This window comes from Streptomyces araujoniae (assembly GCF_050871195.1).
GTDB classification, from domain to species: Bacteria; Actinomycetota; Actinomycetes; order Streptomycetales; family Streptomycetaceae; genus Streptomyces; species Streptomyces bacillaris.
In genome coordinates, this window is the sequence record NZ_CP194070.1 from 2521775 (window position 1) to 2535539 (window position 13765).

The window sequence follows — 13765 nt, forward strand, 5'->3', positions numbered from 1 at the left end:
TGGGGCGTGGTGCCCCGGGCCCGGGGAGAGCGGAGGTAGGCGGGCAGGCACGTATGACAACGTTGTCTATCCCCCGTCCGGGCGCGGGCACCACCGTGCCCGGCACAGTTTTCCGGTAGCGGGCCGCCATGGGAAGACCTGACCAACACTCCCGTCCCGAACACGTCACGCGGACGTGGTAGCGGCCTCCCCCTCCTCGGCCTGCCCGGCGTGGCGTTCACGCCGGGGTCGGGCTCCCGGCCTCGGCTCCGGATCCGGCTGCGGCTGCGGCTGCGGCTGCGGCCCCGCAGCAGGCCGGCCCCCGCCCCGAATTCCGTTCGACAGGCCGGCCTCCCGTCCGGCAAAGTCCCTGCATGAGCCACCCTTCCCCGAGTCACCGCCACTGGCCCCTCCGGGCCCTCCGGATCCGCACGCCCCGCCTCGAACTGCGGCTGCCCGAGGGAGAGTTGCTCGACGAGCTGGCGTCGGTCGCCGCCGGCGGGGTGCATGCCCCGGACCGGATGCCGTTCCTCGTGCCGTGGACGGACGGCGAGCCGGACGAGGTCGGCCGGGCGACCTACCAGCATGTGCTGGGCACCGTCGCCGGGTGGACGGCCCAGGACTGGACGCTCTCCCTGGCCGTTCTCCACGAGGGCGAGGTCGTGGGGCGGCAGGACGTGATGGGCCGGGAGTTCGGCGTGCGGCGCGAGGTGCTGACGGGGTCGTGGCTCGGCCTCCCCCACCAGAGGCGGGGCATCGGCACGGAGATGCGGGCCGCCGCCCTGCACCTGGCCTTCGAGGGGCTCGGCGCCCGGTACGCCGTCTCCGACGCCCGGACGGACAACGCCGGTTCGCTCGGGGTCTCGCGGCGGCTCGGCTACCGGCCCGACGGCCTCCAGATCCAGGTGATCCGCGGGGAGGCCGCCACCTTGCAGCGGCTGCGGCTGGACCGGGCCGGATGGGAGGAGCACCGCACGGTGGACGTCACCGTGGAGGGTCTCGACGCCTGCCGCTCCGACTTCGGGGTGTAGCCGCCCGGACGGGGTGGGCCAGGCCTCGCCGCACGTACAACCTTTCGACCCCGAAGACGGTCTTGTGTCTGTCGTCGGCAGCCCTGCCCCCGCCCGGGCACGGCTCTGAGCCCCAGGAGCAGCAGCCCTTCATGAACCAGTACCTCAGACCCTCCCGCCCCGCCCGTGCGCGCCGGTTCCGTCTCCGTACGACGTCGATCGCCCTGGGGGTGGCGCTCGCCGCCGGACCGGTGCCGCTGCTGGCCGCCGCGCCCGCGTCGGCCGCCCCCGCCAAGCACACCGACGACTTCAACGGGGACGGCTACCGGGATCTGGCCGTCGGGTACGCGCACGACGGTCTGGGCTCCATCACCGGTGGCGCCGTCCTCATCACCTACGGCGGCCCCAAGGGGCTGACCTCGAAGAGGCAGGTCATCCACCAGGACACGGCCGGGATCCCCGGAGTCGGGGAGCAGAACGACCAGTTCGGGGCGGTGCTGGACAGCGCCGATCTGAACCGGGACGGGTACGCGGACCTCGTCGTCGGCAACCCGAGCGAGGAGGTCGGCCCCACCCCGGTCGGCTCGGTCACCATCGTCTGGGGTTCCGCCAAGGGGCTCAGCGGCGGAACGTCCCTGCCACGCAAGGGCGGTGGCGCGTACGGCGGCTTCGGCAGCGACATCGCCACCGGGGACTTCAACGGCGACGGGCGCCCCGACATCGCGGTGGTGAACGACGGTGACGTCTATCTCTACCGGGGCGGCTTCGCCAAGGCCGGCGGCCTGGGCAAGATCAGCAAGTACGACCGGGTGGGCCAGGGCTGGCACAGCGACACCATCGCGGCCGGCAAGGTCACCGGCGACGCGAAGACCGACCTGGTCGTCCTCGGGGTGCGCGGCGTCGGCAGCGCGTTCCGCACGGAGGCCTGGTTCCTCAAGGGCGCGGCCGGCGGGCTGACCTCCGGCCCGGTCAAGGTGATCGACGGCAAGAAGGCCCGGCAGGGGCTGGACGCGGCCATCGGTGACTTCGACCGGAACACGTACGGGGACATCGCCATCGGCAACCCGCACGCGAGCGACGGGCGGGGCGCGGTCGTCGTCTGGTACGGCACCTCCTCCGGCCCGGGCAGCAAGAGCGCCACGTTCACCCAGGACACGGCCGGCGTGCCGGGCGTCGCGGAGCGGGGTGACGCGTTCGGCGCGTCGGTGGCCGCGGGGGACGCGAACGGCGACGGGTACGCGGACCTCGCCGTCGGCGTACCGACCGAGAAGATCGGCACCCGGACCGATTCCGGCGGGGCCCACCTCTTCCTCGGCGGGAAGGGCGGGCTGACCGGGTCGCGCTCGACCGAGATCAGCAAGGCGCTCCCCGGGGTGGCCGGGGACATCGCGGCGTACGACAGCCTCGGTTACGACGTCCGGCTGCGGGACCTGAACCGGGACGGCCGCGCCGATCTGGCCGTCTCCGTGCCCGGCGAGAACACGGTCCGCATCCTGCCGGGGGCCAAGGGCGGGGTGACGGGGACCGGCTCGTCCGTCCTGAAGCAGGCCGGCCCCGGCCTGCCGGAGTAGGGCGTGCGGCCGGGCGTGCTCCGGCCGGTGAGGAGGAGGGGGCGGGCGCCACGGGCACTCGCCCCCTCCGGCGTAGGCCGTGGGCTCCCCGGCCACGATCCCCTCGGTGTACGCGGGGAATCTCCCGACCATGGCCGTACGCCGTCCCGGCCGGCCCTCGTACGGAGTCCGGGCCGATCTCCCGTGCAGGCTCCGCCCCCACCTCCGTAGGGCACCAACAGCCGCGGGTGGGAGCCATGGCGGCCCCTCCCGCGCGGCACCGGGCCCCGACACCCGGCGCGGGAACCCGCGCGACACCGTGACCGCCTAGCAAGGTTAGGCTAACCTTCCTTCGGACTGCCCTCGCCGGAGCCGGGCCCGTCCGCCCGCCGCTCCTGCCCGTTCCGGAGGAGCCCTCGTTGACGACGACTGCCGCCGTTCCCCATGTCGCCCCGTTCCGGTTCTTCGACCTGACCGTCCTGCGGGTCAGGCGGCTCGGCCCCTCCATGCTCCGGGTCACCCTGGGCGGGCCCGGGGTGGCGGGGTTCAGGGCCGGGGGGCGGGACCAGAGCCTGTCGATCTTCCTGCCGCACCCGGGGCAGGGCGAGGCCGTGGTGCCGGAGGGCGAGGACGGCGCCTGGTACCCGAAGTGGCGGGCGCTGCCCGAGGACGTACGGGCGGTGATGCGCTCGTACACCGTGCGGGCCCAGCGCGTGAGGGCCGACGGCTCCACCGAGGTGGACATCGACTTCGCGCTCCACGGCGACGGCGGGCCCGCCTCCCGCTGGGCGCTGATGGCGGCGGCGGGTGACCGGCTCAAGGTCCTGGGGCCGGCCGTCGAGGACAACACCTCCGTCCGCTTCCGGCCGCCGGAGGACACCGACTGGGTGCTGATCTGGGCCGACGAGACGGCCCTGCCCGCCGCGTCCGCCGCCCTGGAGTGGCTGCCCGCCAAAATGCCCGCCCGGGTCTGGCTGGAGGTGCCGAAGACGGAGGACCGGCAGGCCCTCAACACGGCCGCCAAGGCCCGGATCAGCTGGCTCGTCCGGAGCGAGGGCTCCCTGCCCGCCGTGGAGGCCGTGCGCGCCGCCGAACTGCCGGAGGGCACCCCGTACGTCTGGATCGCGGGCGAGTCGTCCGAGGTGCGGGCGCTCCGCCGCCATCTGGTCCAGGAGCGCGGCTTCGACCGCGAGCGGGTCACCTTCGTCGGGTACTGGCGGCGCGGGCTCAGCGAGGAGCAGTTGCGGGCGGAGACCATCGCCCGCGCCGGGGCCATGGAGTAGCCACCCCCGGGGCGCGGAAGGCGGCGGGCACAGAAGGCCCCGGGGCGGAAGCCAGCGGGCGCAGAAGGTCCCGGGGGCGGAAGGCGGCGGGCGCCGACGGCTGCGGGCACGGAGCACCCCGGGCGTCGACCGGAATACCGCTCACCAAACACCCACCAAGCGGACAACCAGCCCACCCGAGGGGGCGCCAGGCCAGCCGTGATCGAAGTTAGGTTAGGCTAACCTCACTTCGACATCGCGTCTCTCGTCCCCCTTTGTTCCTTCCCCTGCCCGGAGGGACGCGATGAAGTTCCCCTCACCCGGGAGGACCCCTTCATGCGTTCGCACCTGCTCAACAACACGACTGCGGAGCACTACCGGCGCACCGTCACCGCAGGAGTGGAACGGGTCGCGGCCAAACTCGCCGCCACCGAACGCCCCTTCAGCGGGGTCGGTGTCGACGAACTCTCCCCCGTCCTCGACGCGATCGACCTCGACCGGCCGCTGGGCGACGCCACCGCCGCCCTCGACGAGCTGGGCGAGGTCTACCTCCGCGACGCCGTCTACTTCCACCACCCCCGCTACCTGGGCCACCTGAACTGCCCGGTCGTCATCCCCGCCGTGCTCGGCGAGGCCGTGCTCTCCGCGGTCAACTCCTCCCTGGACACCTGGGACCAGAGCGCGGGCGGCACCCTCATCGAGCGCCGGCTGATCGACTGGACCAACGAGCGCATCGGCCTCGGACCGGCCGCCGACGGGATCTTCACCAGCGGCGGTTCGCAGTCCAACCTCCAGGCCCTGCTGCTGGCCCGGGAGGAGGCGAAGGTCCGGCCCGAGCACTTCACCCGGCTGCGGATCTTCACCTCCGAGTGCAGCCACTTCAGCGTCCAGAAGTCCGCCAAGCTGCTCGGCCTCGGACCGGACGCGGTGGTCACCGTCCCCGTCGACAGCAACAAGCGGATGCAGGCCGTCGCCCTCGCCCGCGCCCTGGAGCAGTGCGTGGCCGAGGGTGCCGTGCCCATGGCCGTCGTCGCGACCGCCGGGACCACGGACTTCGGCTCCATCGACCCGCTGCCCGAGATCGCCGCCCTGTGCGAGCGGTTCGCCACCTGGATGCATGTGGACGCGGCGTACGGCTGCGGGCTGCTGGCCTCCCGTGAGCGGCGCGGGCTGCTCGAAGGCATCGAGCGGGCGGACTCGGTGACCGTGGACTACCACAAGTCCTTCTTCCAGCCCGTGAGTTCGTCGGCGATCCTGGTCCGCGACCGGGCCACCCTGCGCCACGCCACGTACCACGCGGAGTATCTGAACCCGCGCCGGATGGCCGAGGAGCGGATACCCAACCAGGTCGACAAGTCCCTCCAGACGACCCGCCGGTTCGACGCGCTCAAGCTGTGGATGACGCTGCGCGTGATGGGCGCCGACGGCATCGGTGAGCTGTTCGACGAGGTCTGCGACCTGGCCGCCGAGGGGTGGAAGCTGCTCGCCGCCGACCCGCGCTTCGACGTGGTGGTCCAGCCACAGCTCTCCACGCTCGTCTTCCGCTACATCCCGTCCCCGATCACGTCCCCGGACGGGATCGACCGCGCCAACCTGCACGCCCGCAAGGCCCTGTTCGCCTCCGGTGAGGCGATCGTCGCGGGCACCAAGGTCGGCGCCCGCCAGTACCTGAAGTTCACCCTCCTCAACCCCGAGACGACCGCGGAGGACATCGCCGCGGTCCTCGACCTGATCGCCGGCCACGCCGAGCAGTACCTGGGAGACTCCCTTGACCGCGCTTCCTGACCCTCACGACTTCATCGGGATCGGGCTCGGCCCGTTCAACCTCGGCCTCGCCTGTCTCACCGAGCCGATCGACGAACTGAACGGTGTCTTCCTGGAGTCCAAGCCGGACTTCGAGTGGCACTCCGGGATGTTCCTCGAAGGGGCCCATCTCCAGACGCCGTTCATGTCGGACCTGGTCACCATGGCCGACCCGACCTCGCCGTACTCGTTCCTCAATTACCTCAAGGAGCGCGGCAGGCTCTACTCGTTCTACATCCGGGAGAACTTCTACCCGCTGCGGACCGAGTACAACGACTACTGCCGCTGGGCCGCGGCCGGACTCGGCAGCATCCGGTTCGACGAGACCGTGGAGGCGGTGACGTACGACGAGGGCGAGGCGCTCTACACCGTGACCACCGCCGCCGGGACGATCCTGCGCTCCCGCCACCTCGTCCTCGGCACCGGAACCCCGCCGTACGTCCCCGAGGCCTGCCAGGGCCTCGGCGGGGACTTCCTGCACAACTCCCGCTATCTGGAGGGGAAAGCCGAACTCCAGAAGAAGAAGTCGATCACCCTGGTCGGCAGCGGGCAGAGCGCCGCGGAGATCTACTACGACCTGCTCTCCGAGATCGACACCCACGGATACCGGCTCAACTGGGTCACCCGCTCGCCGCGGTTCTTCCCGCTGGAGTACACCAAACTCACGCTGGAGATGACCTCCCCGGAGTACATCGACTACTTCCACGCGCTGCCCGAGGAGACCCGCTACCGGCTGGAGACCGGGCAGAAGGGGCTGTTCAAGGGCATCGACGGGGAGCTGATCGACGCGATCTTCGACCTGCTCTACCAGAAGAACCTGCCCGGCCCCGTGCCGACCCGGCTGCTCACCAACTCGGCTCTGATCAGCGCGCGTTACGACGAGGAGGGCGGCGCGTACAGCCTGGGGCTGCGCCAGGAGGAGCAGGGCAAGGAGTACGGGATCACCACCGAGGGGCTCATCCTCGCCACCGGCTACCGCTACGAGGCGCCCGCCTTCCTGGCCCCCGTCCAGCACCGGCTGCGCCACGACAGCCGGGGCCGCTTCGACGTGGCCCGCAACTACAGCATCGACACCACCGGGCGCGGGATCTTCCTGCAGAACGCCGGGGTGCACACCCACTCGATCACCTCGCCCGACCTGGGCATGGGTGCCTACCGCAACGCGTACATCATCGGCGAACTGCTCGGCCGTGAGTACTACCCGGTCGAGAAGTCCATCGCCTTCCAGGAGTTCGCGATATGAACCGCCCCGAGACCAGCAGCGGCAAAGAACCCGGAGAAGACAACACCCCAGGGAAACCGGGCACGTTCACCGTCCGCCCGCTGGACCCCGCCTCCGACGCCGAGCTGGTGCACGGCTGGGTGACCCACCCCAAAGCCGCCTTCTGGCTGATGGGCGGGGCCCGACTCCAGGACGTGGAGCGGGAGTACAGGGACATCGCCGCCCACCCGCACCACGACGCGTTCATCGGCCTGCACGACGGGGAGCCCGCCTTCCTCATCGAGCGGTACGACCCCACCGAGGTCGAGCTGAAAGGGCTGTACGAGGCGGAGCCCGGCGACATCGGGATGCACTTCCTGGTCGCGCCGACCGACACCCCGGTGCACGGCTTCACCCGGGCCGTGATCACCGCCGTGATGGATTTCCTCTTCGCCGACCCCTCGGTGCGCCGGGTCGTCGTCGAGCCCGACGTCACCAACAGCGCCGTGCAGGCCCTCAACAAGGCCGTCGGCTTCGAGGTGCTGCGGGAGATCGCCAAACCGGAGAAGGACGCGCTGCTCAGCGCCTGCACCCGCGAGCAGTTCGAAGCAGCAACCGGAGGAACCGACCGATGACGAACGCGCTCACCTACAGCGTCGCCCACCTCTCCCCGGGCCGCTGGGCCACCGCAAACCGACTGCTGGTCCGCAAAGCACTGGCGGAATTCAGCCATGAACGGCTGCTGACCCCCGTTCCCGTCGGCGAGGACCGCTACACCCTGCGGAGCGACGACGCGGGGACGGAGTACCGCTTCACCGCACGGCTCTTCGCCCTGGACCACTGGCAGATCGAGGCCGAGTCGATCACGCGTCACCGGCACGGTTCCGAAGTGCCCCTGGACGCCCTGGAGTTCTTCATCGAGCTGCGGGTCGCGCTCGGGCTGAGCGATGATGTCCTGCCGGTCTATCTGGAGGAGGTCTCCTCCACGCTGGCCGGAACCGCCTACAAACTGACCAAGGAACCGGCCACCTCCCGGCAGCTCGTCGCCGCCGGATTCCAGGCCGTCGAGACCGGTATGACCGAGGGCCATCCCTGCTTCGTGGCCAACAACGGCCGGATCGGTTTCGGGGTCGACGAGTACCGCGCGTACGCCCCCGAGGCCGCCTCCCCCGTCCGGCTGGTGTGGCTGGCCGCCCACCGCGACCGGGCCACCTTCACCGTGGGCGCCGGCCTCGACTACGAAACGCTGATCGCGGACGAGCTGAGCGAGGAGACCCGGGAGCGGTTCGCCGCCACCCTGGGGGCGCTCGGCCTGGACCCGGAGGCGTACCTCCTGCTGCCCGTCCACCCCTGGCAGTGGTGGAACAAACTCGCGGTCACCTTCGCCGGTGAGCTGGCCGAACGCCGTCTCGTGGTGCTCGGCGAGGGCGAGGACGCCTATCTGGCCCAGCAGTCGATCCGTACGTTCTTCAACACCGACCACCCCTCCAAGCACTACGTCAAAACGGCCCTGTCCGTCCTGAACATGGGCTTCATGCGCGGCCTCTCCGCGGCCTACATGGAGGCCACGCCCGCCATCAACGACTGGCTGGCCGCACTCATCGAGCGCGACACCCTGCTCACCGGCGCCCGGTTCTCGATCATCCGCGAGCGGGCCGCGATCGGCTACCACCACCGGGCGTACGAGGCGGCCACCGCCAAGGGCTCCCCGTACCGGAAGATGCTGGCCGCGCTCTGGCGCGAGAGCCCCGTCCCGGCCCTGGCGCCGGGCGAGCGGGTCGCCACCATGGCCTCCCTGCTCCACACCGACCACGAGGGCCGCTCGGTCGCCGGGGCGCTGATCGAGGAGTCGGGGCTCGACGCGCAGGTGTGGCTGCGGCACTACCTGGACGCCTATCTGGTGCCGGTGCTGCACAGCTTCTACGCCTACGACCTGGTCTACATGCCGCACGGCGAGAACGTGATCCTGGTCGTGGAGGACGGGACCGTCACCCGGACGGTCTTCAAGGACATCGCCGAGGAGATCGCGGTCATGGACCCGGACGCGGTGCTGCCGCCGAAGGTCGACCGGATCCGGGCCGAGGTCCCCGAGGACATGAAGCTGCTGTCGGTCTTCACCGACGTCTTCGACTGCTTCTTCCGCTTCCTGGGCGCGGGGCTGGCCACCGAGGGGATCCTGGACGAGGACACCTTCTGGCGGACGGTCGCACAGTGCGTCCGCGACTACCAGGAGGCCGTGCCGTACCTCGCGGACAAGTTCAAGCAGTACGACCTGTTCGCCCCGGAGTTCGCGCTCTCCTGCCTCAACCGCCTCCAGCTGCGCGACAACCAGCAGATGGTCGACCTCAACGACCCCGCCGGGGCACTGCAGTTGGTGGGACGGCTGAAGAACCCGATCGCCGGGTACTGAGCGGTCCGCACCGAGCCGGCGAGCGCCCGGGGACGGCCCCGGGCGCTCGCCCTCCCGCCCCTCCCCGCAGGCCGTCGCCCTGGCCAGGGGCGTCCCCCGGAGGCGGCTGGCAGAATCGCGGACATGGCAGAAATCATCCAGCGCGACGGCACGTGGACGTTCGACGGGGAGACGGTACGCATCGTGCCGGGGGGCAAGGCCCATCCGGTCCGGCTGGCCCTGGGTGAACTGGCCGTTCCCGTGCAGGCACTGGCGGGCATCTCGTTCGAGCCGGAGCGCAAGGGCGGCCGGCTGCGGCTCCGGCTGCGCGGGGGCGCCTGCCCGGTGCTGCGGGCCGCCGACGGGAGGCTGAAGGACGGCTCCGACCCGTACGTCCTGGTGGTCGAGAAGGACCGTACCGGGGTGGCGGAGTACTTCGTGGACGAGGTCCGCAACGCGCTGCTGATCGAGCAGGTACCCGAGGGGCCGGTGGACCGCTTCCTGCTGCCGGGGCCCGCGCTGCCGGTCTCCGGCGGGGGCGGCGACGGCACGGCCTCCTTCGACGGGGAGACCGTGCGGCTGACCTGGAACTGGAAGGCGGAGGAGTCCAAGACCGCGAGCGGCCCGGCGTCCTTCCCGCTGTCGCGGATCGCGGGGGTGCGCTGGCTGCCCTCGATCGGCATGGAGAACGGCTACCTGCGGTTCGAGCCGGTGGACGGGCCGGTCTCGGCCCCGCCGAAGTACGACACGTACTCCCTGGATCTGTGGGGGCTGTCCAAGAAGGAGTACACGGCGGTCGTGGTCGCGGCGGCGGTCCTGGCCCGGCTGCCGCAGGCCCGTACGGCGCTGGACGGGCCCGCCGGGGCCCCTGCCCTCACCAAGGCGCCCGAGCCCCCCGCCGCCCCCGTGCCCCCGCCCGCCGACGACCACGACGTGCTGCTGCGACGGCTGCGGGAACTGGGCGAGCTGCACCGGGCCGGGGTCCTCACCGATGAGGAGTTCAGTACGGCGAAGCAGGCGATCCTGAGCCGGATGTGACCGGTGCGTGACCCGCTCGCACCACTTTCCCGGACGATCCTGCCCGACATCGGGCAGATTTCTTGCGCAACCGCGCCCCGGCACGCACTATCGACGGGTGCTTGAACGCCGCTCGTCGCACGACGACCTCATCGACCACCTCGTCCGCTCCACCGCGCTCCAGCGCGGTGAGGCGGCCCGGGTGGTCCTCGACGTGCTGGCGTACTTCGACGAGAGCACCGACGACTTCGTCCGGCGCCGCCACCGCGAACTGCAGTCCGGCGGCCTAGTCAACACGGAGATCTTCGAGCGGATCGCGGCCGAGCTGCCGCACCGCGCCGTGGCGCCGCCGGAGCTCTCGCTCCGCCAGCTGCGCCGCATCGTCTACGGCTGAGCGGGCCGGGCGCCCATGTGCGGGGCGCCGGACGCGAGCGGTTACGGAATGTGTACGTCGATGGAGGGGCAGAGAATCCATGTGCGGGATCGTCGGATATATCGGGAAGCGTGACGTCGCACCGCTGCTGCTGGAGGGGCTGCAGCGGCTGGAGTACCGGGGGTACGACTCCGCGGGCATCGTGATCACCGGCAAGGCCGCGGCGGGCAAGCCGGGCACGCTGAAGATGGTCAAGGCCAAGGGCCGGGTCCGTGAGCTGGAGGCCAGGGTCCCCAAGCGGTTCGCGGGCACCACCGGCATCGCGCACACCCGCTGGGCCACCCACGGCGCCCCGAGCGACGAGAACGCCCACCCGCACCTGGACGCGGAGAACAAGGTCGCCGTCGTCCACAACGGGATCATCGACAACGCCTCCGAGCTGCGCGCCAGGCTCACCGCCGACGGCGTCGTCTTCCTCTCCGAGACCGACACCGAGGTGCTGGTCCACCTGATCGCCCGGGCCCAGGCCGACACCCTGGAGGAGAAGGTCCGCCAGGCGCTGCGCCACGTGGAGGGCACGTACGGCATCGCCGTGCTGCACGCCGACTTCAACGACCGGATCGTGGTGGCCCGCAACGGCTCGCCGGTCGTCCTCGGCATCGGCGAGAAGGAGATGTTCGTCGCCTCCGACGTCGCCGCCCTGGTCGCCCACACCCGCCAGGTCGTCACGCTGGACGACGGCGAGATGGCCACCCTGAAGGCCGACGACTTCCGTACGTACACGACGGAGGGCTCGACCACGACGGCCACGCCGACCACCGTGGAGTGGGAGGCCGAGTCGTACGACATGGGCGGCCACGACACGTACATGCACAAGGAGATCTCCGAGCAGGCCGACGCCGTGGACCGCGTGCTGCGCGGCCGGATCGACGACCGGTTCTCCACCGTGCACCTGGGCGGGCTCAACCTGGACGCCCGTGAGGCGCGCGGGGTCCGCCGGATCAAGATCCTCGGGTGCGGCACCTCGTACCACGCGGGCCAGATCGGCGCCCAGCTGATCGAGGAGCTGGCCCGCATCCCCGCCGACGCCGAGCCGGCCTCCGAGTTCCGCTACCGCAACCCGGTCGTGGACCCCGACACCCTGTACGTGGCGGTCTCCCAGTCGGGCGAGACGTACGACGTGCTCGCCGCCGTCCAGGAGCTGAAGCGCAAGGGCGCGCGGGTGCTGGGCGTGGTGAACGTGGTCGGTTCCGCCATCGCCCGGGAGGCCGACGGCGGTACGTACGTCCACGCGGGCCCGGAGGTCTGCGTGGTCTCCACCAAGTGCTTCACCAACACCGTGGTCGCCTTCGCGCTGCTCGCCCTGCACCTGGGCCGCATCCGTGACCTCTCGGTCGCGGACGGCAAGCGGATCATCGACGGGCTGCGCCGGCTGCCGGAGCAGATCAGCGAGATCCTGGCGAACGAGGACGAGATCAAGCGGCTGGCGGCGGAGTACGCGGACGCCAAGTCGATGATGTTCATCGGCCGGGTGCGGGGCTACCCGGTGGCCCGCGAGGCGTCGCTGAAGCTGAAGGAGGTCTCGTACATCCACGCCGAGGCCTACCCCGCCTCCGAGCTGAAGCACGGCCCGCTCGCGCTGATCGAGCCCGCGATGCCGACGGTGGCGATCGTGCCGGACGACGATCTGCTGGAGAAGAACCGGGCCGCCATGGAGGAGATCAAGGCGCGCAGCGGCCGCATCCTCGCCGTGGCCCACCAGGTCCAGGAGAAGGCCGACCACACCATCGTCGTACCGAAGAACGAGAACGAGCTGGACCCGATCCTGATGGGCATCCCGCTCCAGCTCTTCGCGTACCACACGGCCCTGGCGATGGGCCGGGACATCGACAAGCCGCGCAACCTGGCGAAGTCGGTGACGGTCGAGTAGCGGGCCGTACGGGAACGGGAGCGGGCCCCGCACCGTCGTGCTGGACGACGACGGTGCGGGGCCCGACTCATGCCGGGGGAAAGGCTCTTGACAGGGCCTCAGGGGCGCTCAGGGGACTTCCGGCGGGTGTTGGGGCCCGGCACTCCCCGGCGGCGCCCCGGGGCACCCTCAGGGGATGACGACGACCGGGCGCTGGGCGCGGCGGGCGAGGCGGCCCGCGACCGAGCCGAAGATGCGGCCGACGATGCCGTGGGTGGAGCCGACGACGATGGCGTCGGCCGAGTACTCCCGGCCGACCTCCTCCAGCTCGTGGCAGATGTCACCGCCGCGCTCGACCAGCACCCAGGGGACCTCGGAGAGGTAGTCCGCGCAGGCCAGCTCCAGGCCGAGGACCTCGGTGCGGTGGTCGGGGACGTCGACGAAGACGGGGGGTTCGCAGCCGGCCCAGACCGTCGTCGGGAGCCGGTTGGCGACGTGGACGATGATCAGGCCGGAGCCGGACCTGCCGGCCATGCCGATCGCGTAGGCGAGGGCCCGCTCGCTGGAGGTGGAGCCGTCGAAACCGACCACGACTCCGTGCCGGAAGGCGGGATCGCACGCAGGGCGCGTTTCTTCGACCGTCCGCGGCTCCGACCGGGGGTCGGCTACCTGCTTGCGGTCTGCGGGTTCAGGGATTTCGTGACCGGCCATCGGTGTCTCGGCGAAGAGAATCCTCGTGAGGAGGGAACGGTTTCGACGTGCATGAGGGCGTCTACGGGCGGTGAACTCTGTCCGGGAAGCATCTTCCCAACCCCATACCCCCAAGGGTACGGCGTCACTCCTCCACTGCCCAGACCGCCGCAAAAGCCCGCGTGACGCTGGAGGGAGCATGCACGAGGCGGTCCGGTATGGCAATGCCGGATGTGTCGTACACGGGCCTCGGCGGGAAGCGGGACGAGGGCGGCCGTCCTGTTTTCCGGGCCGTCCGCGGCCCCTTGGAGCCCCGTGGGCGGCGCGTACCGGAAGGGGCGCGCCCCGGCCCCACGCCCCGGGCGCCCGGCGGCCACGGACCCAGCGGTCGGTAATCCGGCTCCGGTCGCCCCGGGGGCCGGCCGGACCCCCTCACCCCACGCCGTTCCGCCACGGCGGTCCGAACGCGCCACGTTTCACCGGCCCGAGGGAGCGCACCGGGGCGGCCGTCAGGCGGAAGTTGTGCGCCCGGCGTGACTGGAACCCGCGCACGCAACCGCATGTTTTCAGCCAACTTCATAT

11 protein-coding genes are annotated in these 13765 nt (G+C 71.3%); 10 read left to right on the forward strand and 1 reads right to left on the reverse strand.

The genetic code is table 11. The annotated features are described in order from the left end of the window. The first annotated feature begins 353 nt into the window (after positions 1-353). The 10 genes from ACQ9ZG_RS10660 to glmS all read left to right on the forward strand — a co-directional run bounded on the left by ACQ9ZG_RS10660 (position 354) and on the right by glmS (position 12514). Positions 354-1010 (forward strand): GNAT family N-acetyltransferase, encoded by a 657-nt coding sequence (locus ACQ9ZG_RS10660; RefSeq protein ID WP_028418465.1) that lies wholly within the window; start codon positions 354-356, stop codon positions 1008-1010. A 131-nt stretch (positions 1011-1141) separates the two neighbouring features. Further along, positions 1142-2560 carry an FG-GAP and VCBS repeat-containing protein gene (locus tag ACQ9ZG_RS10665; protein WP_109914658.1) on the forward strand — a complete coding sequence of 473 codons (1419 nt, stop codon included), beginning with the start codon at positions 1142-1144 and terminating at the stop codon, positions 2558-2560. Positions 2561-2958: 398 nt separating this feature from the next. Further along, entirely contained in the window at positions 2959-3822 is an 864-nt protein-coding gene (locus tag ACQ9ZG_RS10670) for a siderophore-interacting protein (RefSeq protein ID WP_109914657.1), read from the forward strand. 315 nt (positions 3823-4137) lie between these two features. Next, positions 4138-5586 (forward strand): pyridoxal phosphate-dependent decarboxylase family protein, encoded by a 1449-nt coding sequence (locus ACQ9ZG_RS10675; protein WP_109914656.1) that lies wholly within the window; start codon positions 4138-4140, stop codon positions 5584-5586. Continuing rightward, entirely contained in the window at positions 5570-6847 is a 1278-nt protein-coding gene (locus ACQ9ZG_RS10680; protein ID WP_109914655.1) for a lysine N(6)-hydroxylase/L-ornithine N(5)-oxygenase family protein, read from the forward strand. Before ACQ9ZG_RS10675 ends, ACQ9ZG_RS10680 begins: the two co-directional genes overlap by 17 nt. Continuing rightward, complete coding sequence (locus ACQ9ZG_RS10685; protein ID WP_109914654.1) at positions 6844-7440, forward strand: GNAT family N-acetyltransferase; 597 nt, start codon at positions 6844-6846, stop codon at positions 7438-7440. Before ACQ9ZG_RS10680 ends, ACQ9ZG_RS10685 begins: the two co-directional genes overlap by 4 nt. Further along, complete coding sequence (locus tag ACQ9ZG_RS10690; protein WP_109914653.1) at positions 7437-9215, forward strand: IucA/IucC family protein; 1779 nt, start codon at positions 7437-7439, stop codon at positions 9213-9215. Before ACQ9ZG_RS10685 ends, ACQ9ZG_RS10690 begins: the two co-directional genes overlap by 4 nt. 123 nt (positions 9216-9338) lie before the next feature. Next, positions 9339-10232: a DUF4429 domain-containing protein gene (locus tag ACQ9ZG_RS10695; RefSeq protein ID WP_499280371.1), complete on the forward strand. Its 894-nt coding sequence runs from the start codon at positions 9339-9341 to the stop codon at positions 10230-10232. Positions 10233-10329: 97 nt separating this feature from the next. Then, positions 10330-10605 (forward strand): hypothetical protein, encoded by a 276-nt coding sequence (locus ACQ9ZG_RS10700; protein ID WP_018488852.1) that lies wholly within the window; start codon positions 10330-10332, stop codon positions 10603-10605. 79 nt (positions 10606-10684) lie between these two features. Then, positions 10685-12514 carry a glutamine--fructose-6-phosphate transaminase (isomerizing) gene (gene glmS, locus ACQ9ZG_RS10705; protein ID WP_084995438.1) on the forward strand — a complete coding sequence of 610 codons (1830 nt, stop codon included), beginning with the start codon at positions 10685-10687 and terminating at the stop codon, positions 12512-12514. A 168-nt stretch (positions 12515-12682) separates the two neighbouring features. On the opposite strand, the gene ACQ9ZG_RS10710 is transcribed toward glmS, so the two are convergent. Continuing rightward, the gene (locus ACQ9ZG_RS10710) at positions 12683-13204 is read right to left on the reverse strand and encodes a universal stress protein (RefSeq protein ID WP_026237673.1); all 522 of its coding nucleotides are present in this window, start codon (positions 13202-13204) and stop codon (positions 12683-12685) included. Positions 13205-13765: the final 561 nt, after the last annotated feature.

Excerpts from the sequence above, each read along its gene's own strand:
- ACQ9ZG_RS10660 (WP_028418465.1), top strand. The coding sequence starts at position 354 with ATGAGCCACCCTTCCCCGAGTCACCGCCACTGGCCCCTCCGGGCCCTC.
- ACQ9ZG_RS10665 (WP_109914658.1), top strand. The coding sequence starts at position 1,142 with ATGAACCAGTACCTCAGACCCTCCCGCCCCGCCCGTGCGCGCCGGTTC.
- ACQ9ZG_RS10675 (WP_109914656.1), top strand. The coding sequence starts at position 4,138 with ATGCGTTCGCACCTGCTCAACAACACGACTGCGGAGCACTACCGGCGC.
- ACQ9ZG_RS10685 (WP_109914654.1), top strand. The coding sequence starts at position 6,844 with ATGAACCGCCCCGAGACCAGCAGCGGCAAAGAACCCGGAGAAGACAAC.
- ACQ9ZG_RS10690 (WP_109914653.1), top strand. The coding sequence starts at position 7,437 with ATGACGAACGCGCTCACCTACAGCGTCGCCCACCTCTCCCCGGGCCGC.
- ACQ9ZG_RS10695 (WP_499280371.1), top strand. The coding sequence starts at position 9,339 with ATGGCAGAAATCATCCAGCGCGACGGCACGTGGACGTTCGACGGGGAG.
- glmS (WP_084995438.1), top strand. The coding sequence starts at position 10,685 with ATGTGCGGGATCGTCGGATATATCGGGAAGCGTGACGTCGCACCGCTG.
- ACQ9ZG_RS10710 (WP_026237673.1), bottom strand. The coding sequence starts at position 13,204 with ATGGCCGGTCACGAAATCCCTGAACCCGCAGACCGCAAGCAGGTAGCC.